At 73.0% G+C, this 20,693-nt stretch carries 22 protein-coding genes and 1 pseudogene; 13 read left to right on the forward strand and 10 right to left on the reverse strand.

Annotation, left to right across the window (positions count from 1 at the left end):
- The coding region (locus tag E1286_RS35115; protein ID WP_132619529.1) for a hypothetical protein at positions 1 to 242 on the reverse strand (242 nt) is incomplete at its 3' end.
- Between the two features lie 103 nt (positions 243 to 345).
- Here E1286_RS35115 and E1286_RS35120 point away from each other — a divergent pair.
- Entirely contained in the window at positions 346 to 1,263 is a 918-nt protein-coding gene (locus E1286_RS35120; RefSeq protein ID WP_223190721.1) for an NAD(P)H-binding protein, read from the forward strand.
- A gap of 23 nt (positions 1,264 to 1,286) precedes the next feature.
- On the opposite strand, the gene E1286_RS35125 is transcribed toward E1286_RS35120, so the two are convergent.
- Positions 1,287 to 1,664, reverse strand: a complete 378-nt coding sequence (locus E1286_RS35125) for a DUF302 domain-containing protein (protein ID WP_132619533.1) — start codon at positions 1,662 to 1,664, stop codon at positions 1,287 to 1,289.
- Between the two features lie 56 nt (positions 1,665 to 1,720).
- Positions 1,721 to 2,428, reverse strand: coding sequence for an SDR family NAD(P)-dependent oxidoreductase (locus tag E1286_RS35130; protein ID WP_132619535.1), 708 nt, complete (start codon positions 2,426 to 2,428; stop codon positions 1,721 to 1,723).
- Positions 2,429 to 2,530: 102 nt separating this feature from the next.
- On the opposite strand from E1286_RS35130, the gene E1286_RS35135 reads away from it, so the two are divergent.
- The 3 genes from E1286_RS35135 (at position 2,531) to E1286_RS35145 (ending at position 5,015) form a co-directional block, all read left to right on the forward strand.
- On the forward strand, positions 2,531 to 3,370 hold the full coding sequence (locus E1286_RS35135) for a helix-turn-helix transcriptional regulator (protein ID WP_132619537.1): 840 nt from the start codon (positions 2,531 to 2,533) through the stop codon (positions 3,368 to 3,370).
- 110 nt (positions 3,371 to 3,480) lie between these two features.
- Positions 3,481 to 3,882, forward strand: a complete 402-nt coding sequence (locus tag E1286_RS35140) for a GntR family transcriptional regulator (RefSeq protein WP_132619539.1) — start codon at positions 3,481 to 3,483, stop codon at positions 3,880 to 3,882.
- Entirely contained in the window at positions 3,879 to 5,015 is a 1,137-nt protein-coding gene (locus E1286_RS35145) for a DUF1648 domain-containing protein (protein ID WP_223190723.1), read from the forward strand. The genes E1286_RS35140 and E1286_RS35145 overlap by 4 nt, the downstream gene beginning before the upstream one ends.
- A gap of 63 nt (positions 5,016 to 5,078) precedes the next feature.
- Here the strand turns inward: E1286_RS35145 and E1286_RS35150 are convergent, their stop codons facing one another.
- From E1286_RS35150 to E1286_RS35165, 4 genes are all read right to left on the reverse strand, one after another.
- On the reverse strand, positions 5,079 to 6,374 hold the full coding sequence (locus E1286_RS35150; RefSeq protein WP_132619571.1) for an FAD-binding oxidoreductase: 1,296 nt from the start codon (positions 6,372 to 6,374) through the stop codon (positions 5,079 to 5,081).
- A 96-nt stretch (positions 6,375 to 6,470) separates the two neighbouring features.
- A complete protein-coding gene (locus tag E1286_RS35155) occupies positions 6,471 to 7,793 on the reverse strand; it encodes a lanthionine synthetase LanC family protein (RefSeq protein WP_132619541.1) in 1,323 nt (440 codons plus the stop codon).
- Between the two features lie 113 nt (positions 7,794 to 7,906).
- Positions 7,907 to 8,806, reverse strand: a complete 900-nt coding sequence (locus E1286_RS35160) for a hypothetical protein (protein WP_246075461.1) — start codon at positions 8,804 to 8,806, stop codon at positions 7,907 to 7,909.
- 81 nt (positions 8,807 to 8,887) lie between these two features.
- Positions 8,888 to 9,532, reverse strand: a complete 645-nt coding sequence (locus E1286_RS35165; protein WP_132619545.1) for a class I SAM-dependent methyltransferase — start codon at positions 9,530 to 9,532, stop codon at positions 8,888 to 8,890.
- A gap of 140 nt (positions 9,533 to 9,672) precedes the next feature.
- Here E1286_RS35165 and E1286_RS35170 point away from each other — a divergent pair, with 140 nt between their 5' ends.
- Positions 9,673 to 11,505: a serine hydrolase domain-containing protein gene (locus E1286_RS35170; RefSeq protein ID WP_132619547.1), complete on the forward strand. Its 1,833-nt coding sequence runs from the start codon at positions 9,673 to 9,675 to the stop codon at positions 11,503 to 11,505.
- Between the two features lie 3 nt (positions 11,506 to 11,508).
- Here the strand turns inward: E1286_RS35170 and E1286_RS35175 are convergent, their stop codons facing one another.
- Together E1286_RS35175 and E1286_RS35180 are read right to left on the reverse strand one after the other, a co-directional pair.
- Positions 11,509 to 11,892 (reverse strand): STAS domain-containing protein, encoded by a 384-nt coding sequence (locus E1286_RS35175; RefSeq protein ID WP_165970054.1) that lies wholly within the window; start codon positions 11,890 to 11,892, stop codon positions 11,509 to 11,511.
- A 389-nt stretch (positions 11,893 to 12,281) separates the two neighbouring features.
- Entirely contained in the window at positions 12,282 to 12,767 is a 486-nt protein-coding gene (locus tag E1286_RS35180) for an ATP-binding protein (RefSeq protein ID WP_165970055.1), read from the reverse strand.
- 150 nt (positions 12,768 to 12,917) lie between these two features.
- Here E1286_RS35180 and E1286_RS35185 point away from each other — a divergent pair, with 150 nt between their 5' ends.
- From E1286_RS35185 to E1286_RS50765, 8 genes and pseudogenes are all read left to right on the forward strand, one after another.
- A complete protein-coding gene (locus tag E1286_RS35185; RefSeq protein WP_132619553.1) occupies positions 12,918 to 13,814 on the forward strand; it encodes an SDR family NAD(P)-dependent oxidoreductase in 897 nt (298 codons plus the stop codon).
- 51 nt (positions 13,815 to 13,865) lie between these two features.
- Positions 13,866 to 14,837: a hypothetical protein gene (locus E1286_RS35190; protein WP_132619555.1), complete on the forward strand. Its 972-nt coding sequence runs from the start codon at positions 13,866 to 13,868 to the stop codon at positions 14,835 to 14,837.
- A gap of 53 nt (positions 14,838 to 14,890) precedes the next feature.
- Positions 14,891 to 15,835 (forward strand): cucumopine synthase-related protein, encoded by a 945-nt coding sequence (locus tag E1286_RS35195; protein ID WP_132619557.1) that lies wholly within the window; start codon positions 14,891 to 14,893, stop codon positions 15,833 to 15,835.
- Positions 15,832 to 16,920, forward strand: a complete 1,089-nt coding sequence (locus E1286_RS35200; protein ID WP_132619559.1) for an NAD(P)/FAD-dependent oxidoreductase — start codon at positions 15,832 to 15,834, stop codon at positions 16,918 to 16,920. Before E1286_RS35195 ends, E1286_RS35200 begins: the two co-directional genes overlap by 4 nt.
- Before the next feature lie 2 nt (positions 16,921 to 16,922).
- On the forward strand, positions 16,923 to 18,149 hold the full coding sequence (locus E1286_RS35205; protein ID WP_165970056.1) for a cytochrome P450 family protein: 1,227 nt from the start codon (positions 16,923 to 16,925) through the stop codon (positions 18,147 to 18,149).
- Between the two features lie 153 nt (positions 18,150 to 18,302).
- Positions 18,303 to 19,478, forward strand: a complete 1,176-nt coding sequence (gene manA, locus E1286_RS35210) for a mannose-6-phosphate isomerase, class I (RefSeq protein ID WP_246075462.1) — start codon at positions 18,303 to 18,305, stop codon at positions 19,476 to 19,478.
- Between the two features lie 110 nt (positions 19,479 to 19,588).
- Entirely contained in the window at positions 19,589 to 19,816 is a 228-nt protein-coding gene (locus tag E1286_RS35215; RefSeq protein WP_132619565.1) for a hypothetical protein, read from the forward strand.
- Between the two features lie 90 nt (positions 19,817 to 19,906).
- Positions 19,907 to 20,455, forward strand: a pseudogene (locus tag E1286_RS50765) (flavin reductase family protein); the annotation flags it as partial.
- 66 nt (positions 20,456 to 20,521) lie between these two features.
- On the opposite strand, the gene E1286_RS50770 reads toward E1286_RS50765, so the two are convergent.
- Positions 20,522 to 20,692 (reverse strand): flavin reductase family protein, encoded by a 171-nt coding sequence (locus E1286_RS50770; protein WP_342776292.1) that lies wholly within the window; start codon positions 20,690 to 20,692, stop codon positions 20,522 to 20,524.
- Between the last annotated feature and the right edge of the window lies 1 nt (position 20,693).

Genomic DNA, 20,693 nt, shown 5'->3' on the forward strand with positions numbered 1-20,693 from the left:
CCGGCAAGACCGAGCAACACATGAACCGCCACCGAAGCCCCGAACCGGCCACCGGCGTCCCACCACTCCCCCACCTCCCCGGCACGCAGGTCGCTCGCATGCCGCAGGAGATGTCCCGGTAGGGCGGCCTGGACGATCGGAGGCAGCCAGAACATCCCGATCACCGCGACGGCCACCGCCGCGCTCACCGGCGGACGCGGCAGCCCCGCCACGGCACCACCCAGGTGCCCCCGAGCTTCCATACCGAAGACGGTGGTGGATGCCGGACGCCATCGTGGCGGAAATATGCCGCTATGCCGTCCCATCTGAGGGTTTGCGGCAACGGAGGGCGGTCACGAGGACATCGTGCCCGCATCGCCGATCCTCGTCACCGGCGCCGCCGGCGGCATCGGCCGCAGGGTGGCAGGCGACCTGCTGGAGCGCGGCCTGCCGGTGCGCGCCTTCGTCCACCGCGAGGACGACCGGTCGCACGGCCTCCGCGCCGCCGGGGCCGAGGTGGTCTCCGGCGACCTGACCCTCGCCGGAGACGTCGCCCGCGCCCTGGACGGCTGCCGCCGCCTGTATTTCGCGATGACCCCGTCGCCGAGCCTCGTCGAGGCGACGGCCGCCGCCGCTGCCGCCGCCCGTGCTCAGGGCGACCTGGAGGTCTTCGTGAACATGTCACAGATGACCGTCTCCCAGATGGACCTGCGCAGCACCGCCGAATCCCGCCAGCATCGGCAGCACTGGCTCGGCGAGCAGGTGCTGAACTGGTCGGGCCTGCCGGTCACGCACATCAGGCCCACCGTGTTCATGGAGAACCCGCTGCTGCGCGACCTGGCCGCCGCGTCGATCCGGCGCCACGACGAGATCCGCCTGCCGTTCGGGTCGGGCCGCACCTCGCCCGTCGCGGCCCGCGACGTCGCCGACGTGGTGGCCGCCGTGCTGGCCTGCCCCGCGCCGCACGTCGGGGCGGTGTACGAGCTGACCGGCGGCGCCTCCCGCGACCTACGTCAGCTGGCGGACGAGTTCGGCGCGGCGCTGGGGCGGCGCATCGTGTACGTGGACATGCCGTACGAGAGGTGGGCACGGCAGGAGCTCGGCACGCTGGCACTGCCTGCGCACGTGACCGACCACCTGGCCACGATGGCCCGCCTGCACGCCGCCAACCGCTACGACCGGGCGACCGGCGACGTCCAGCGGATCCTCGGCAGGCCGCCCGCCACGATCGCCGACTTCGTCGCCGCCGACCCCGGGCGCTTCGCGCCCGAGCGGCGTTCCTGAGCGGCGTTCCCGGGCGGGCGCGGTCATCCCGCCACGGCGGCCGCCAGGTCGTCCAAGACGTCCAGGGCCGCGCCCTGCTCCTCGGTGAGGCCGTGCCGCCGCTTCAGTTCGCCGACGAGGTGGTGACTGACCTTGGTCTTGCCGGACGCGTCCTGCCACACGAGAAGCCTCAGGGGCAGGTCGAGCGCGGCCAGCGGAGCCGCGATCATGATCGGGGCGCCCACCTTCGGGTTGCCGAAGATCACCACCTTGGAGGGACGCATCTTCAGCCCGACGGCGGCGGCGGCCACGTCGTGCTCGATGACGGCGAAGAGCGTCAGTCCCCTGGCCGTGATCAACTCCTTGAGCCGCTCCACGGTCTCCTCCACGGAGCCGGTCGCGGTACGGGTGGTGCATTCCATGGGATGAACTATGCCCACGTGAAGGGCTCCTACCGGACACCCCGCGCGTACAGGGATCACCAAGGGACGGGGCCGTCGGCGGCGAAGTAGCCGCCGGTCGGGCCGTCCGGCCCCACCTGCGCCAGGCGGACGATGATCTCGGCGCCCTCCTCGACGGTCTGCGTGCCGGTGCGGCCGTTGAGGTCGGTCTTGGTGAAGCCGGGGTCGGCGGCGTTGACGCGCATCTGCGGGAACGCCTTCGCGTACTGCAAGGTGATCATGTTGACCGCGGCCTTCGACGCCGGGTACTCGAGGCCCGGGTAGGCGGATCCGAGCGTGCCGGGGTCACTCATCCGGGTGAGCGAGCCCAGGCCGCTGCTCACGTTGACCACGACCGGGGCGGCCGAGCGCCGCAGCAGGGGCAGGAACGCGTGGGTGACGCGGACGACGCCGAAGACGTTGGTCTCGAACAGGTCGCGCGCCATGCCGGGGGTCACGTCGGCCGCGCCGGGCACGCCGTTGTCCGAGGTCCGCGTCTCGATGCCGGCGTTGTTGACCAGCACGTCGAGACCGCCCTCGGCCTCGACGTCCCGGACGGCGGCGGCGACGGACTTGTCGTCGGTGACGTCGATGACGACGTGCCGGGCGCCGAGGGCGTCGGCGGCGCGGCGCGCGCGTTCGGGGTCGCGGCCGCCGACGAAGACGGTGTGACCGGCGGCGACGAGCCGGCGGGCGGTCTCGAAGCCGAGGCCCTTGTTGGCTCCGGTGATGAGAGTGGTTGTCATGTCTCGACGATCTCGCCTGGCCACGGGGGCAGCCAGTCGCCTCCGGTTCCTGGGACTCCCCGTACCAGGCAGGACGCCGGCGCCGGGTGCAGACTGGGAGGCATGGCGACCACGGAATTCGGCCGGGCGGTGCGCCGCTGGCGCGACCGGGTCTCCCCCGAGGCCACCGGGCTGCCCTCAGGCGGGATACGGCGCGCCGCCGGGCTGCGCCGCGAGGAGCTCGCCCTGCTGGCCGGGATCTCCGTCGACTACGTCACCCGCCTCGAACAGGGCCGCGCGGCCCACCCGTCGGCGCAGATCGTCGAGGCGCTGTCGCGGGCCCTGCGGCTGTCGGCGGAGGAACGCGCCCACCTGTACGGGCTGGCCGGTCTGGCGCCGCCCGGCCCGGAGACGGTGCCCGCGTACGTCACCCCGGGCGTCCAGCGGCTGCTGGACCGGATGACCGGCACGCCCGTCGCCGTCTACGACGCGTCCTGGACACTGATCGTGGCCAACCCGCCGTACGCGGCTCTGATGGGCGACCCGACGGGGTGGCGCGGCGACGAGCGCAACAGCGTGTGGCGCCACTTCGTCGGCCCCGGCTCCAGGGCCAGGCACACCCCGGAGTCGCTGCGCGCGTTCGAGGCCGCGCTGGTCGCCGACCTGCGTACGGCCGCCGGCCGCTACCCGGCCGACCGGCGGCTCCGGCGGCTGATCGCCGACCTGCGCGCCCACAGCGAACGGTTCGCCGGCCTGTGGGACTCCGGTGCCGTCGGCCACCACGAGTCCGCGCGCAAGACCATCGACCACCCGCAGGTGGGCCCGCTCAGGCTCGACTGCGACGTGCTCACCGTGACGGGCAGCGACCTGCGCATCATGATCTACACGGCCGAGCCGGGCACCGACGACGCCGACCGCCTCGCCCTCCTCACCGTGCTCGGCACCCAGTCCCTCGTGAAGTGACGACGACGGGATCCGCCGCAGGCGAGGCGCCCTGGCGGTGTCGCGCCGCAAGGCGCTCTGCCGGCCCCGGTGATCTGTTATAGTACTTCTATATCAGATAGAGTCTGAGTGTGCTTCTGACGATCGACCTCGACAGCGAGGTGCCGATTTACCAGCAGATCAGGGATCGGGTGGTGGAGGCCATCGCCGACGGTGATCTGGCGGAGGGGTCGGCGCTGCCCTCCACCCGGCAGCTGGCCGCCGACCTGTCGATCAATTTCCACACCGTGAACAAGGCCTACGACCTGCTGCGCCGGCAGGGCGTCATCCGGATCAACCGCAAGAGCGGCGCCGTGGTGCGCCGCGACGCCGGATCCGGGCCGCCGGAGGCGGGGTTCGCCGACGAGTGGCAGGCGCGGTTGCGCACGCTGCTCGCCGAGGCCGCGGTCCACGGTGTGAACACCGATGAGGCGATGCTGCGCTGCGAAGAGGTGCTGAGCTCGTTCGCGGTCAAGAAAGGAACGCCGGCATGATCATGATGGCCCTGGCCTGCCTGTCCCTGGTCGCGCTGTTAACCGCCGCGGCCTGGGCGGCCCCCGTCCTGGCCCGCCCGACGCTGCCGTTCGGCGTGCGGGTGCCCGGCAGCCACGTGAGCGATCCCGCCGTCACCGCTCAGCGCCGCCGCTACGCCCGTGCCGTCCTGGTCACCGGCGCGGTCGCGGCGCCTACCTCTCCCGTCGCGGTCGTCCTGCTCGGTTCGCCCGCCATGCTGCCCGCCACCGCCACGGTCCTGGCCGCCGCGCACCTGGCGCTCTACCACGCGGCCCACCGCGCGGTCGTGGCCGCCAAACGGCAGGGGAACTGGTACGCCGGCGCCCGGCAGGCGGTCACCGCCGACACCACCCTGCGTACCGATCCGGTACGGCTGCCGTGGCCGTTGCTGATCCCGTCCGTCCTGCTGCTGGTGCTCACCGCGGTCACGGGGGTCTGGCGGTTCGGGGAGCTGCCCGCCACCCTGCCCACGATGCGCGGGATCGGCGTCGACGCGACCACCAGGACGGCCACGACCTTCGCCACCGCTTTCTCGCCGGTCATCACGCAGGCGGCGCTCACCCTGCTCACGCCGCTGCTGATCGCGGCCCTGCTGCGCGCCAGACCCGAGCTGGACGCCGCCCAGCCCGCCGGCTCGGCCCGCCGCTACCGCGTCTACCTGAACGGCATGGCGAGACTGCTGCTGGCCGTCGCGGCCGGGGCCGGCTGGGCCATGTTCCTGCTCGCCCTTCAGCTGTGGGAGGTCGCCGCCCCCTCCGCGGCGGTGACCGCCGCCACGTGGACGCCCCTGACCGCCGCCGCCCTGTCTTTCCTGGTCTTCGGCGTACGGGTCGGCGAGGCCGGCCACCGGCTGCCACTCCGGCCGGAGGAGGCGCGGGAGTCCGGATTCGTGCAGCGCGACGACGACCGGCACTGGCATCTCGCGGGAATGATCTACGCCAACCGGATGGACCCGGCGATCCTCGTCCACCAGCGGGCGGGCAGCCGCTGGACCCTCAACTTCGGCAATCCGGTGGCCTGGGCCGTCCTGTCCATCCTGGCCGTGCTGGGCCTGCTGTCCCTGCTCGGAGTGCTCGATCTTCCTGCGACCGTGACGCAGGGCCTCCGTACCTGAAAGGTCTCGAGGCAGTGCGGGCCCGCTCCGTCACCGCTGGTCGATCTCAGCGTGTGGCGCTCCTCAGATGACCTTGCCGGGGTTGAAGATCCCGTGCGGGTCCAGCGCCGCCTTGATCGCGCGGTTCAGCGCGATCACGTCCTCGCCCAGCTCTGCTTCCAAGCCGCGCTTCTTCAGCAGGCCCACGCCGTGTTCGCCGGTGACCGTGCCGCCGAGTGCGATGGCGTCGTCGAGGATGGCCTCGAACGCCTGCTGCGCCCGGGCGCGCGCCTCGTCGTCGCCCGCCTGAACGATGATCAGCGGGTGCAGGTTGCCGTCGCCGGCGTGCGCGATGTTGGCGATGTGCACGTCGTGCGCCTTGGCGTGCGCCTCGATGCGGCCGAGCATCTCGGGGACGAGGCCGCGCGGCACGCAGACGTCCTCGGTCAGCACGGGGCCGAGCCGTTCGAGCGCCGGGTAGGCGAGCCGGCGGGCGGAGAACAGCGCCTCGGCCTCCTCCGCGTCGGTGGAGCGGGTGCTCCAGGTGGCGCCGGCGCGGTCGAAGCAGTCCTGCAGCGCCTCGGCCTCGCGCTCGTTCCCGGTGTCGATGCGGCCGAGCAGCAGGACGTCGCCGAGGTCGGTCAGGCCCATGTTCTTCCAGTCGTCCACGGCGCGCAGGCAGTAGCGGTCGACCAGCTCCAGCGCGGCCGGGGTGATCCCGGACGCGGAAGCCGCCGCCACACCCTGGCCCGCCGCCACCAGCGAGTCGTACGCGCCGACGACCGTCTGCGGCGGCTTGGCGGGCAGCGGCAGCAGCCGCACGGTGATCTCGGTGATCACGCCCAGGGTGCCTTCCGAGCCGACGAACAGGCCGGTCAGGTCGTAGCCGGCCACGCCCTTGCGGGTGCGCCGGCCGAGCGTCACGAGGTCGCCCGCGGCGGTCACGACGCGCAGGCCGAGCACGTAGTCGCGGGTGACGCCGTACTTGACGCAGCAGACGCCGCCCGCGTTGGTGGCGACGTTGCCGCCGATCGTGGACCACGGCGAGCTGGCCGGGTCGGGCGGGTACCACAGGCCGTGCTCGGCGACCGCCGCGCGCAGGTGGTCGTTGACCACGCCCGGCTGCACGACGGCCAGCTGCTCGTCGGCGTCGATCTCGAGGATGCGGTCCATGCCGTCGAGCGCGAGCAGCACGCAGCCGTCGACGGCGTTCGCGCCGCCGGACAGGCCGGTGCCGGCGCCGCGCGTCACGACGGGCACCCGGTGCTCGGCGCAGACGGCCACCACGGCGCGCACCTGCTCGGCGTCCTCCGGCTTCACCAGCGCGACCGGCCGCCCGGCGGCGGCCCAGGCGGCTTGGTCGCGGGAGTAGGCGGCCATGACGTCGTCATCGAGGAAGATCCGGCTCGGGGGGAGAGCGGCGGAGAGCGCATCGAGAAAGGACACGCAAGAAACGGTACAACCCTCGCGGACCGGTCAGGCGACGTGCGGAAGCGGAATGGCCGGGAACGGGTTGTCGGGCAGCAGGATGACGCGGCGCGGGTGCTCGGCCTGGGCGGCGGCGTCCAGGTGGAGCAGGGCCGCGCCGATGCCGGCCGCGCCCACCATGTAGCCGGTGTCGGCCGACACCTCCCCCGGCCGCAGCCGCCGGTACGCCTGGTACCAGCGGTAGCCCTCCCCGTCGTCTCCGGTGGCCCGGCCCATCAGGTCAGCGGCGAGCACACGGGCGTAGTCGAGATGCGACCCGTCACCGGTCGCCGCCCCTAAACCGACGAACAGCTCGATCAGCCCGGCCGTGCCGCAGCACTGGCAGGCCACGTTCCAGTAGCCGTCGCTGCGCCGCCCCGGCGCCCCGCTGGTGACGATGCCGCGCGCCAGCCGCTGCGCCCACTCCAGGTCGCCGGGGTCGCCGGCCACCCGATAGAGCTCGTAGAACATCCTGGCCACGCCGGCCGAGCCGGAGCAGAAGCCGAGGTAGTGCAGGCCGCGGGCCTGCGGCACGTGGTGCGGGACGACCGCGCAGCCGCCGGTCACGGCGCTGACCTCGCGGACGAAGGCGGCGCCGCTGCGGGCGGCGCTGAGGAAGAGCGGCTCGCCGGTGACGCCGTACAGACGGGCGAGCAGGAAGGCGGTGCCGGACGTGCCGGCCAGGAAGCCGGGGGTGACGGCGTCGACGGGCAGGTCGGCGCAGTCGCCGAAGCGGTGGCCCGGCACGGGCAGCCGGGCGATGCGCCGGCCCGCCTCGACGGCCGCCGCCTCGTACGCCGGCCGGCCGAGGTGGGCGGCGGCGCGCAGCAGCCCGAGGATGATGCCGCCCTCGCCGCGCTGGGCGGGCTCGCCGGACCATCGGACGCCGTCGCCCGACTCGGCGCCGCGGCGGACGATCCGGTCGGCGATGGCGGCGGCCTCGGCCTCGAAGCGGTCATCGCCGAGGGCCCAGCCGGCCTCCATGAGGGCGACCATGACGCCGGTCAGCCCGTGGTAGAGGGTGAGGTCGTGCTGCTCGCGCCAGGTGGCGGCGAGCCGGCGCGCCCCCGCGCGGGCGTCCTCCAGGTACGCCTCGTGCCCGGTGGCGGCGGCGAGCTCGAGGAAGAACAGCACGATCCCCGCGGCCCCGGAGTACAGGGACCAGGGCTCGGGGGTGACGGCCGACGTGCCGCGCGGGTCGGGGTTGGCCTTCCAGCGCCGCCCGCGCTCGTCGTCGACGGCCGCGGACCGGATCCACCGGCCGGCCATGACGGCGGCGGCCAGCGGGGAGTCGGCACGGGCGCTCGACGCACGGATCTCGTCCAGGCTCATGACCCGATTTTCCCATACTTCTGGTAGGAATTAAAAGGAAGGAGCGCGCGAACCCAGAAAATCATGCATGTGCCGGCCCTCCCCCGTGCCGCCCAACCTACCGCGAGCGTCGTTCAGGGACGCAGTTCGGTACGCAGCTCGTGGGCTCCGTCGGCGCGGGTGAACTCGTAGTAGAGCCGTGCGCGTCCCCCCGGCAGGTCCACGACGTCGAGGTAGCGCAGGCCGCGCCCCGCGTGCGGCGACTCGGCGGCCGGACGGTCACCGAGCGGGATGAGCGCGCCGGGCTCCGTTCCTGCGGCGATGCCGGTCCGCTCCTCGCCGGTCTCCGCCGCGGCGGCCCGGCCGTCGTAGAAGGCCAGCACCCCGTCGCGGGTGAACCGTACGGCGCTGACCCGGATGCCGCGGGCGTCCCAGGCGTTCGGCCGGCCGCTCAGCGCGGTGCCGTGCCAGGTCCACAGGAGGCCGTCGGCACTGGTGGCGTAGTCGGTGACCATCTGGTCGGCCGCCTGCGGGTCGGCCAGCGGGTGGCAGGAGGCCCACAGGTGCCAGGTGCCGTCGCGCTGGACGATCACCGCGTCCTTGACGCCCGTCTTCGGGTCGCCGGGCAGCACGGTCGTGCGCTTCCTGACGTCGAACGCGCCCGGGGCGCCCGCCTCCAGCACCTCGACGCGCCAATGCCCGGTCCCGTACGTCGCGCAGCTCAGGTAGAGCCGCCAGCGGCCCCACGGCGTGCGCACGAGGGTGGGACGCTCCAGCGACTCGGCCTCCATCTCCTCCTTCGCGATCTCCTGGAGGGTCTCGAAGCGCTCGCCGTCACGGGAGCGCGCCACGACGACGGTGTGGCCGCGTCCCTGCTCCACCGGCCGGTGCAGCCGGTAGGCGAGGTAGATCCAGCCGTCGCAGAGGACGGCGCTGGGCGCGCCCGCCCAGTGGCCCGGCCCCGTCTCCGCCGGGACGACAGCGGTCACGGACCGCTCGGGAACGGGAAGCCAGGCATTCACATCGATCCGCATGCGCACGAGATTAGGCCGCTGACCTGGCATATTTCCGGAGATCGACCCTCCATGGTCGGGTCTTGACCGTGCCGCCCGAGGCTATCCGCGGGGCAGGCGGGCGCGGCCGGTGACGTGGGTCAGACGCGGCATTCCGGGCTGGGGCGAGAAGGTGAACCGGTCGGCGGCCTCGACGGTGAATCCGGCCCGCCGTATCGTCGCGAGAGCGTCGAGATTGAGGTGGCAGCCGCCCGCGGCCCGCCGCCAGGCGGGGGCGATCAGGTCTTCGAACAGGCCGAAGACGGGGTTCGGGGAGCGTACGTGCTCGTAGAAGCGCAGCACGCCGCCGGGCCGCAACACCCGGGCGATCTCCGCCAGCGCCCGCTCGGGCGACGGCACCGTGCACAACACCAGCGACGTGACCGCCGCGTCGAACGCGCCCGCGCCGCCCGGCAGGTCCTCGCTGTGCCCGGGCACCACCGTCACCGGGACGGGAGCCGACGCCGCCGCGGCCGCCGCGTGGGCGCGCAGCGTGTCGTCCGGCTCCACGGCCACGACCTCGGTGACCGCCGGGGGATAGTGCGCGAAGTTCAGGCCGCTCCCGGCGCCGACCTCGACCACGCGCCCGCCGAGGCCGGTCAGGAGGCGGCGCCGGTGCTCGTACGCGCCCCGCCGGTCGGCCAGCTCGGCGGCCGTGACGTACGCACGTGCGAAGCGCGGGTTCTGAAATCCGGCCGTCTGCGCCATCGAGGCCCCTCTCACACGCACACCGCACGGAGGTCACACGGCGCCCCTCTCAGCCTGCCGCACGAGGCGGGACCGCGCGCGGTCTGCCAGGATCGTACGGTTCCGACGCACGGCAGATCGTCCCCCCGAGGAGCCACCGCATGGACAGGAGACGTTTTCTCACCCTCACCGGCGCGGCCGGGCTGGCGGCCGTGTCGGTCGCCGGCCCGGCGCAGGCGGCGGGCTTCCCGTATGTCAACCGGCGCATCCCCGACGAGGCGCACACGAAAATGGGCGAGCTGGCGCCGTACGGCATCACGGCGTTCGCGTTCACTCCGTCCAACGGCTGGGTCATCGTGACGCGGGACGGCCGCTACTTCGCCCGCGGCATCCCCGACGCGTGCTTCGCCGAGCTCGGGCGGCTGGCCGGCGCCGGCCGGACGATCCACTGCGTGGCGTTCCCGCCGGAGGGCGGCGACCGCTGGGTGATCACCACGGACCGGGGGGTGTCCGCACGCGGGCTGCCCGAGGCGTGCCACCAGCGGATCTCGGCCGACTACGCCGCGGGCAGGCAGGTGGTCGACGTCGCCTTCGCCCCGGCCGGCGGAGAGCGCTGGGTGGTGACGTCCACGACCGGCTTCTTCGCCCGGGGCGTGGACGACGAGTGCTACCAGATGATGCGCAACCTGACGCAGGGCGGCCGGCGGGTCACCCGCGTGGCGTTCCCGCCCGGCGGCGGCTGGGCGGTCGTCGCGCAGGACGAGTTCCACGTGCGCGGCATCGACGACGAGTGCTACCGGCAGATGACCGCTCTGGCCGGCGACGGGTGGCAGCTCCACAACCTGGCGTTCTCGCCGGTCGCCGGCGGCTGGTCGCTGTGCTCGCGCGGCAAGGCGCCGGCGCTGCCCGCCGACCGCGTCCGGCAGGTCGAGAACCGGGTGGGCATCTGGGAGCGCATGAGCGCCTGGAACACGCCGGGCGTGGCCGTCTCGGTGGTCGTCGGCAACAAGATCGCCTGGTCCACCGGGTACGGCGTGCTGGAGGCGGGCGGCGCCGCCGCCGCGCACCCGGAGACGGCGTTCCAGGCGGCCTCCATCAGCAAGGCGGTCGCCGCGGTCGGCGTGCTGCGCCTGCTGCAGAACCGCGGCCTGCCGCTGGACGGCGACGTCCGCCCCCACCTCGGGTGGACGCTGCCGCGCCGGCCGTGCGTCCAGGAGACGGCGGTCCCCACCGTCGACCGGCTGCTCACCCACCGGGCGGGGGTCGTCGGCCGGGGCTCCACCTCCCCGGCCGACGCCTGCTCCGGCTTCACCTCGGGCGGCGGCGGGTTCGCCGGTTACGGCCCCGGCGCGACCGTGCCGACGCTGCTGCAGGTGATGAACGGCGAGGGGAACTCCCCGAGGATCGAGCTCACCACCGACCCGGGAGCCGAGTACCACTACTCCGGCGCGGGTTTCGTGCTGCTGCAGCGCATGGTGGAGCAGCTGACCGGCCTGCCGCTGGCGCGCTACATGGACGAGGAGGTGTTCGCGCCGCTCGGCATGCGCTCCAGCTCGTACGCGTTGTCACCCGGCTTCGAGCTGGCCTCCGGGCACACCGCGACCGGCGCGGTGATCCCGGGCAGGCGCAACCGCTACCCGGAGTCGGCCGCCGCCGGCCTGTACACGACGGTGCTGGACCTGTGCCGGCTCATCGCGTACCTCAACCGGGCCTGGACCTCCTCCGGCGACATCGGCGGCCCCCTGACCAGGGCCTCGGCCCGCACGCTGCTCACCACCGGCCCGCAGCCCGGCATGGGCCGGGGGCTGTTCGTCTCCGGCGCGGGGACGGACGGCTTCTCCTACACCCACGACGGCTCGAACTACGGCTTCAAATCCGTCTTCAAGGGTTATCCGGAGCTCGGCGCGGGCTACGCCGTGCTCGCCAACGGCGACAACATGGCGCTCGTCAACGAGGTCGCCGCCGCCATCAGGTCGGTGTACGGCTGGGCGTGACGATCAGGACGTGGTGTCGGGGCGGGCGGAGCCGGCGGCGGCGATGGCGGCGGCGATGGCGGCGGCGATGGCCTGGTCGAGGTGCTCGTGGACGGTGACCGCCTGGCGGGCGCCGGTGACGTTCAGCAGCCGGGCGGGCGTGGCCTGCAGGCCCGCCAGGTGAACGCCCGCGCCATGGCCCCGGGCGAGGGTGGCGGTCGCGAGCAGGACGGCCAGGCCCGAGCTGTCGAGGAAGGCCATGCGGCTGACGTCGAAGACGAGGTCGTCGCTCAGTTTGCGGTGGTGCTGGTGAATGTAGTCCTCCAGGCGCGCGGAGGAGGTGGTGTCCACTTGTCCTGCCACGGTGATGAGGGTGGCGCCCGGAAGGTGGCGGCAGGTGAGGTTCACGGGGAACTCCTGGCGATGGGCCGTGGGAACGTGACGTGCGGAGTCGGGGCTGAGCAGCGGGCGCAGCCGCTGCCGGCCATGAACGTGCGCCGGGCCGGGTCGAGGAGGAGCGGCCGCCCTGGGGTGCGGTGGCGGCTCGGATGTGCCTCGAGGTGGTCGGCGGTCGGGAGGCATCGTGTGCCCTCCCTCTCCTGAGGTGAGCCGGCGGGGGTGGTGCCGTCGCCGCCACTCTAATCCTGCAGACCCTTTCCGGAAAGGCAGTTCGTCATAGGATCTTCGGGATCGAAACGTCCGGCGGGACCGAAAGGGTCGAATGCCGCTCACCGGCGCGCTCCATGCCGAGTGACGTTCGGTCACCGAACATCATGCCCGCAGGCCGGGATCTCCGCTCAGTTTCCGGCGTGCTGGGTCTCGTTGCTTCCGTGCCGCCCGAACGGCCGGTAGCGCGGGGACATGCCCCGGTGCACGTGCAGGGTCAGCCGGGAGCCGGCCGCCGTCTGCTCCACGACGACCTCGTCGCACAGGTGCCGGATCACCCACAGGCCGAACCCGTGGGAGCCGGCCGGGTCGATCGTGGCCGAGCCGAGGTGGTCGCCGGTGAGCCGGCCGGCGACGTCCATGACCTCCACGCGCACCCCCCGACCGGTCCTGACCGCCGTGACCGTACCGGCCTTGCCGCCGTGGTCGAGGACGTTCGTGACCGCCTCGTTGACGGCCAGGACGAGGTCGTCCAGCCGCTCACCGCGCAGGCCGCTGTGACGGGCGTGCAGACGTACGAGGTCGCGGATGAAGCCAAGGTCCGCACTGACCGGACACCGTAGCTCGAACTCCATGCTCATGGCCGTCTCGCCCGCCTGGTCGGAGGTGGAAAACACGGGCCCTTGTCTGCTATCCCCGCGGTAGATCGTCAAACCGGTGAAGGCGGCACACGCGTCGGCGGGGTAGCGGATCCAGACATTCGCTCGCCGGCCGACAAGTCGAGACTCCATCTCATACGATACTTGGTATCAATCCAGGGAGGTCTCATGAACGGCGTGCTCATCACCGGTGGCACCAGCGGGCTCGGGTACGAGGCGGCCAGGCGGGTGGCGTCCGGCCGGGACAGGGTGGTCGTCATCACCGGCCGCGACCTGGACCGGGCGGAGCGGGCGGCGGAGCGGCTGGGCGCGGAGACCGGCGGCGACGTGCGCGGCCGGGCCCTCGACCTGGGCTCGCTGGCCGAGGTACGCCGCTTCGCCGCCGCCCACCGCGGCGAGGGGCTGCCGCTCGACGCCGTCGCGTGCAACGCCGGTGTACAGGTCGTCCGGGGCCTCACGTACACCCGGGACGGGTACGAGACGACCTTCGCGGTCAACCACCTGGCCCATTTCGCCCTGGTCGATCTGCTGCTGCCGATGATGGCCGAGGGAGGGCGGATCGTCTTCGTCTCCAGTGGCACGCACGACCCCGCGCAGCACACCGGCGTCCCCGCGCCGCGATACACCAGCACCGCCGAGCTCGCCCGCCCACCGGAGGACCACTCCCCCGAAGAGGGCCGCCGCCGCTACGCCACCTCGAAGTTGTGCAACGTGCTGACCGCGTACGAGCTGGCGCGCCGGCATCCCGAGCTGCGGGTGAACGCCTTCGATCCGGGCCTCATGCCGGGCACCGGGCTGGCCCGCGACTATCCCCCGCTCATGCGGTGGGCCTGGCGTCGCGTGCTCCCGATGCTGACGCTGGTGCCCGCCCTCGGCGTGCGCACGCCTCAGCGGTCGGGCGCCGCCCTCGCCGAACTTCTCGTCGCCCCGCGCTTCGCGGACACCACCGGCCGCTACTTCACCGGCCTGCGCCCCACGCGCTCGTCGGAGCAGTCGTACGACACGAAGATCGCTCGGGAGCTGTGGGAGGGCAGCGCCGAGCTGACCGGGCCGCAGACCGGCTGACAGCGGAAATCCCCTCGCGGAACCGTCGATCCGCGGGTTAGATTCACCGGCGTGCCTGTCGAGATCGCGTGCGACGAGTCCGGCTCGGAAGGCGAGAAACTCGTCGGCGGCAACAGCGACGTGTTCGCGCACGCCGGCGTGCTGATGGACGCCGCGACGGCGGCGGCCGTCGTCGCGGAGCTGCGCGAGCGGGCGCCGACCCCGGCCGTCGAATACCGCGCCGGCCACGTCCTGCGCGAGAAGCACCGCGCGGCGCTGCTGTGGTTGCTCGGCCCCGAAGGGCCGGCGCTGGGGCGGGTGCACGTGTTCCTGACCGACAAGACGTTCTACGTCACCGGCAAGGTCGCCGGGCTGCTCTCCCCCGACCACGCGCCCCGCCTCGGCCTCGACCCTCAGGCCGAGGCCACGGCTCGCACGCTCTACCGCGAGGGGCGGCAGGCGTTCGGGGCCGAGCGGTGGACGGCGCTGCTCGGCTCGTTCAACCAGCTCCTGCGGGTCAAGAACGGCGTCACCCCGTCGGTCGAGGAGACGTTCCTGCTGGTCGACGCCCTGCGCGCGGCCGAGGGCCCGGCGGGCGGCATCATGCGGGCGCTGTGGCTGGCCAGGGAGCGGGTCGAGCAGTTCAGGGAGCGCCTGACAGCCGATCCGTACGTCTTCCCGGTGCTCGATCCGCTGATCCCGGCCGTCGTGCGGGTGGTCGACTTCTGGAGCGCGGACGGCCGGCCCGTCACGATCGTGCACGACCGGCAGACCATCCTGACCGACGAGCGCATCACGCACCTGCGGAAGTTGCTCGGCGGCCGGATGGCGGGGCTGCGGCTGGTCGACTCGGTCCTGGACGAGCGGGTGCAGATCGCCGACGTGCTGGCGGGCGTGGCCCGCAAGATCGCCCTCGCCGAGCTGAACGGGCACGGCGACCCCGTCCTCACCGCCCTTATCCAGCCATACGTGGACACATCATCCATTTGGGGCGAAGAGCGCAGCTGGGCACTGCTGTGCCCAGACGGGGTCATGTGGCGGTAAACGGGCCACCCCCGCCTCTATCGCCACAAATCGTGACTATAGAGTGACGTACCGTGAACGAATCCAAGCGTGTGGAAATAGCCTGGCCCGACCTCGGCATCACCGTGCGGGCCGATCTCGACCGGCGCAACCCCGCCCTGGCCCAGTGCCTGTGGGACGCGCTGCCCTACCGCAGCCTGCAGGGCCACGCCCTGGTCGCCGGGTACCACCTGTACCACGTGGCCCCGGCCCATTCGCTGCTCTACACACCCGCCGAACACCGCGTGGACCGGCGCACCGTGCCCGACGGCACGCTGTTCTGCTCCCGGCTCCAGCACCTCGGCATCAAGTACGGCGAGCTCACCGAACCCATGAACGCCACCCCGATCGGCCAGATCGTGGAGGAGGACATCGAGGGCCTGGTGCAGGCGGGTCACGAGGTCTGGAACTCGGTCTACACCACCAAGAAGCCGATCATCGCCGAGGTGCGCCGCGCCGGCGAGCCCAGCGGCCACAAGCTGCCGCGCCTGCCGATCGGCGACCCGGAGCTCAACCGGCTCATCGCCGAGGTGCACGCCGAGACCCAGCGGATCTGGCTCAACCCGCCGCAGGAGCTGCTCGACCTGCACCAGGGCCGCATCCCGTCGGGCGCCGGCAGCTACGAGACGGTCCTGACGACGCTGCTGTTCGTCAACGGCGAGACCCGGCCGCTCGGCTACAGCTGCTACGGCGGCCTCGTCCGGGCCGCGCTCGACGGCATGCCGATGCCGTGGCTGCGCCAGATGACCCGCCAGCTGGCCCACACCCCGGCCGAGTTCCTCGGCTACTGCGGGCTGGACACCCTGTGGGACTTCACCCAGCGCATGCTGGACGGACTGGAGCGGGTCGACAGCCACGAGGACTTCATCTCCGTCATGGCGCACATGGCGCTCTACTGCAACTGCCTGGGCGGCTGGAACCTCCACCTGTTCCCGTGGCAGGCGGGCGACCACCTGCGCAGAGAGCCGGTCCTCGCATGAGCGGCCAGCGGGTGGTGGTGATCGGCGGCGGCGTCATCGGGCTGTCGATCGCCTACCACCTGGCCGAGGCCGGGGTCGACGTGACGCTGCTGGAACGCGGCACGCTCGGATCCGGGGCCTCCCGCGCCACCGCCGACGTGGTGCGCTCGTACTTCGCGGGCAACCCGGTCAGCTCGGCGCTGGCCGTGCGCAGCCTCGACGCCTACCGGGCCTTCCCGGCCCGGCCGGGCATGGACCTGCCGCTGCGGCAGGTGGGCTACCTGGTGCTGTTCACCGAGCCCGAGCAGGTCTCGGCGTTCGAGGCCGACCTGCCCGCCCAGCACGCCGCCGGCGTGGACGTCGGCCTGATCGAGCCGGAGGAGGCCAGGAAGCTCAACCCGCTCATCGGGGACGTGCCGCTGCTGGCCGCCGCGTACTCGCCGGACGCCTACATCTCCGACACCACGGCGATCGTCACCGCGTACGCGCGGGCGGCCGAGCAGGAGGGGGCGGCGCTGCGCACCGGCTGCGCGGTCACCGCGATCGACCCGGAGGCGGGCCGCGTGCGGACCGCCTCCGGCGAGATCGGCGCCGACGCCGTCGTGTGCGCGGCCGGCGCCTGGTCGGCCTCCCTGGTGCGCTGCGCCGGGGTGGACCTGCCGCTCACCGAGCCCATCGAGCAGGAGCTGCTCACCACCGACCCGCTGCCGCCGACGACGCCCGACCTCCCGGTCACCCTGCACGCCGCCAGCGGCCTGCTGGTACGGCTGCGCGGCGACCGGCTGCTCATCGGCATGGGCTACCCGGGCCCGGACCGGGAGGCGTGGCGGCGTGACGTGGCGGACCGGCTCGCCGAGGTCTACCCGAGCCTGGCCGCGACGCGCCTGCACACCGCCGTCACCGGTCTGCGCGACGCCAGCCCCGACCGCACCGCGTTCATCGGCCACCGGCCCGGCCCGCCCGCCTTCCTGTACGCGACCGGCTTCTCCGGCCACGGCCTGTGCAACGCGCCGGCCGCCGGCGAGCTGGTCCGCGACCTCTACCTCGGCCGTGACCCCGGCATGGACGTGACCGCGCTCGCGGTCAGCCCGCGAAGAAGGGGATGACCATGGAAGACAGCCGCTTCGTCCTCGACCCCGCGACCAGCGACCTGCACGGCGACGACGACCTGCTGCGCAAGCTCGGGCCGCTCGTGCCCGTGACGGCGGAGGGCGTGCCGGCCTGGGCCGCGACCCGGTACGCCACGCTGCTGGCCGTCCTGACCCATCCCGACCTGTCGCGGGAGATCCGGTACTGGGACCCGGCCCAGCGCGCGGCCTCGCCGCCGGGCACCGCCATCGACCGCATCGTCACCGACACCTCGATGCTCAACGCCGAGGGCGAGGAGCACCGGCGGCTGCGCGCGCCGCTGACCGCCGCGTTCACGCCGCGCCGGCTCACGTGGCTGCGGCCGAGGATCGAGCAACTCACCGCGGAGCTGATCGACCGGCTCGCCGAGATGCCGCCCGACCAGCCGGTGGACATGCGCAAGGAGTTCGCCTACCCGCTGCCGCGGGACGTGATCTCGTACATGATCGGCGTCCCGGCGGCGCGCCAGGAGCGGCTGCACGAGCTGACCGACGCGGTGGCGCAGGTCGGCGGCAGCCTGGACGACTCGCCCGACCTGCGCGGGGACCTGCACGTGCTGCTCGGCCAGATCATCGAGGAGCGCCGTGAGACGCCGGGCGAGGACCTCATCACCGACCTGATCGAGCTGCGCGAGCGGGACGGCGAGCGGCTGTCGAACGACGAGCTGTTCGCCACGATCGAGCTGCTGCTCATCGCCGGGCACGTGACGACGGTCAACCTCATCACGAACGCCATCGGCGCCCTGGTGAACGCGCCCGACCAGGTCCAGCTGCTGCGCTCGGGCAGATGCCCGTACAGCGCGGCCGTCGAGGAGACGCTGCGGTGGGACTCGCCGATCGCGTACTTCCCGATGCGGTACGCCACCCGCGACGTCGAGATCGACGGCGTCCCGCTGGAGGCAGGGGAGCCGGTGCTGGCCTGCTTCGCCTCCGCCGGGCGTGACCCGGAGCAGTACGGCCAGGACGCCGACGTCTTCGACATGACGCGGCAGCCGGTCAACCACCTGTCGTTCGGGCACGGGCCGCACTTCTGCCTCGGGGCCCCGCTGGCCCGGCTGGAGGCGGAGGTGGCGCTGTCGGCGTTGTTCGAGGCGTTCCCGCGGATCGCCCCGGCCGCCGCGCCCGACGAGCTGGCCCCGCTGGACACCCTGCTGGGCAACAGCACCCGCACGATGCCCGTCCTGCTCGGCCCACGCGCCACCCGCTGACACCACCCGCTGACACCGCCCGCTGAGACCGGATCGCCGTGGCACACAAGGCGGCCTGGCCCGATGGGCCCGGCCGCCGCTACGGCGCGGCCCCGGGTACGCGTACGGGGCGACGGCGTTCTACGCTCCATCACGACGATTGGAGCCGACGCCGTGCCACAGTCCGACCTCACCGCGCCCCTGCGCCTGGTCACCGTCATCCGCCCCTACGACTGGGGTTCGGTCTCCGCGCTGCCCGAGTTGTTCGGCACGGAGCCGACGGGCGAGCCGCAGGCCGAGCTCTGGATGGGCGCCCACCCGGGCGCGCCCTCGCTCGCCGGGGGCGTCCCGCTGAACGAGCTCATCGCGCGCGACCCGGTCGCCGCGCTCGGCGAGCGCACCGCCGCCCGGTTCGGCGCCGCGCTGCCGTACCTGCTGAAGGTGCTGGCGATCGAGCGCCCGCTCTCCTTGCAGGTGCATCCGACCGCCGAGCAGGCCAGGGCCGGGTACGCCGCCGAGACGGCCAGGGGCATCCCGCTGGACGACTTCGCCCGCACCTACAAGGACGCCTCGCACAAACCCGAGATGGTGTGCGCGGTCACGCCCTTCCACGGGTTGTGCGGCTTCCGCGACCCGGCCGCCACGGCTGATCTGCTCGACGGCCTCGGCGTGCCGGGGCTCGCCCCTTGGATCGCGACGCTGCGCGGCGCCGAGCCCGCGCGGGCGGTGCGCGAGGTGTTCGCCGCGATGCTGGACGACGCCGCGCGCCCGCTGCGCGCCGAGATCGAGCGCGCGCTGCTCGACCGGCATGACGGCGATCAGGCCGTCTACGGCGACATCGCCCGCGCCTACCCCGGCGACCCCGGGATCGCCGCCGCCCTGCTGCTCAACCACGTCAGCCTGCGGCCCGGCGAAGCCCTCTACCTCGGCGCCGGGGTCCCCCACGCCTATCTGGGCGGCATCGGCGTGGAGATCATGGCGAACTCCGACAACGTGCTGCGCTGCGGCCTCACCTCCAAGCACGTGGACGTGCCCGAGCTGATGCGGGTGGTCGACTTCGCGCCGTCCGAGCCGTTCCTGGTGGAGCCGGCGCACGAGGGCGCGTACGCCTACCGGCCGCCGGCGGCCGAGTTCGGCCTGACGCGCTACGAGCTGACGGGCGAGGAGGCTGCGGTGTTGCCGGGGGGTGTGCCGCAGATCGTCCTCTGCGTCGAGGGCGAGGGGCGGCTCGGGGACGAGCTGACGCTGCGGCCGGGGCAGTCGGCGTTCGTGCCGGCGGCCGTACCGTCGATGCTGCTTTCCGGAAAAGGGACGATATATCGCGCTCAGCCGGGCGACTTTACGATGTAGATTCAAAAGCGGAAATAGTGCCACAAGTGCTGGTAAAGCCAGTCTTATGGCGCTAGGCAGCGGGGCGGCCGCACGGCGACCATCGTCTTGTCCGGATTGTGGAGGTGACGATGATGATGGGTGGCCGGGTGATCCTGGAGGCGCCCGTGGTCGACGTCGAGCTGGCCGCGCTGAAACGGCGCGTCGGCGAGCTCGAGGAGCACGTACGCACGCTCACGGCCGCGAACCTCGCCCTCGTCCGCGCCATGGAGGCCATGCGTGAGGAGGTCAGACGCATCCTCACGGGCCCGCCCGGGACGACGGCGGAGCAGGCCGCCGAGCCGGTGGCCGCACGCTGACCCCGTCCGCGCTCGCCGGCGTCCCGGCGAGCGACTCCGGCGGGCACGCTTCGACCGGGGTTTGATCGTCGCGTTCCTAGGCTCCGGTGCATGTCCATCCACGTGACCATCGAGCCCAGCATCCTGTACTTCGGGACGCCGGTCGTGTTGTTGTCCACCGAGAACCCCGACGGCTCGTTCAACCTCGCGCCCATGTCGTCGGCGTGGGCGCTGGGGAAGACGATCGTCCTCGGGATCGGCCGCGCGGGGCAGACCGCGCGCAACCTGGCCGAACGGCCCGACCTGGTGATCAACCTGCCGGCCGCGTACCAGTGGGAGGCGGTGGAACGCCTGGCGCCGCTGACCGGCCGCGACCCCGTCCCGGCGAGCAAACCGGACGGCTGCCGCTTCGAGCCCGACAAGTTCGGCGCCGCCGGCCTGCACGCCGCCCCTTCCGACGGCGTGCGGCCGCCGCGCGTGGTGGAGTGTCCCCTGCAGTTCGAGGCCAGGGCGGTGAGCGTACGCGCGGACGCGTCGGGCTCGTTCGTCATCGCCGAGGCCGTGGTGTCGAAGGTGCACGCCGACCCCCGCCTCGTCGTCCCTGGCACGAACCACGTGGACCCGGGGGCCTGGAGCCCGCTGATCTACACCTTCCGCCACTACTTCGGCCTGGGCCCGGAACTCGGCCACTCCTACCGCTCCGAGACCCGGCCCGAACAGCGTGGCTCAGTGGTCGGGATGGGCCAGGAAGCGGCCGAAACGGCCCTGGTGGTAGAGGAGCGGGCGGCCGGGCCGGTGCACGTCGGCCTCGGCGACCAGGCCGACGACCATGATGTGGTCGCCGACCCCCGCTCTGTCGTACGGCAGGCAGATCAGGTGCGCTGAGACGTCCTCCAGC

This window comes from Nonomuraea terrae, from assembly GCF_004348995.1.
GTDB lineage: Bacteria > Actinomycetota > Actinomycetes > Streptosporangiales > Streptosporangiaceae > Nonomuraea > Nonomuraea terrae.

Coding starts and splice junctions, on each gene's coding strand:
- E1286_RS35125 (WP_132619533.1), bottom strand. CDS start 1,664: ATGGAATGCACCACCCGTACCGCGACCGGCTCCGTGGAGGAGACCGTG.
- E1286_RS35130 (WP_132619535.1), bottom strand. CDS start 2,428: ATGACAACCACTCTCATCACCGGAGCCAACAAGGGCCTCGGCTTCGAG.
- E1286_RS35135 (WP_132619537.1), top strand. CDS start 2,531: ATGGCGACCACGGAATTCGGCCGGGCGGTGCGCCGCTGGCGCGACCGG.
- E1286_RS35145 (WP_223190723.1), top strand. CDS start 3,879: ATGATCATGATGGCCCTGGCCTGCCTGTCCCTGGTCGCGCTGTTAACC.
- E1286_RS35150 (WP_132619571.1), bottom strand. CDS start 6,374: ATGGCCGCCTACTCCCGCGACCAAGCCGCCTGGGCCGCCGCCGGGCGG.
- E1286_RS35155 (WP_132619541.1), bottom strand. CDS start 7,793: ATGAGCCTGGACGAGATCCGTGCGTCGAGCGCCCGTGCCGACTCCCCG.
- E1286_RS35160 (WP_246075461.1), bottom strand. CDS start 8,806: ATGCGGATCGATGTGAATGCCTGGCTTCCCGTTCCCGAGCGGTCCGTG.
- E1286_RS35165 (WP_132619545.1), bottom strand. CDS start 9,532: ATGGCGCAGACGGCCGGATTTCAGAACCCGCGCTTCGCACGTGCGTAC.
- E1286_RS35170 (WP_132619547.1), top strand. CDS start 9,673: ATGGACAGGAGACGTTTTCTCACCCTCACCGGCGCGGCCGGGCTGGCG.
- E1286_RS35185 (WP_132619553.1), top strand. CDS start 12,918: ATGAACGGCGTGCTCATCACCGGTGGCACCAGCGGGCTCGGGTACGAG.
- E1286_RS35200 (WP_132619559.1), top strand. CDS start 15,832: ATGAGCGGCCAGCGGGTGGTGGTGATCGGCGGCGGCGTCATCGGGCTG.
- E1286_RS35205 (WP_165970056.1), top strand. CDS start 16,923: ATGGAAGACAGCCGCTTCGTCCTCGACCCCGCGACCAGCGACCTGCAC.
- E1286_RS35215 (WP_132619565.1), top strand. CDS start 19,589: ATGATGATGGGTGGCCGGGTGATCCTGGAGGCGCCCGTGGTCGACGTC.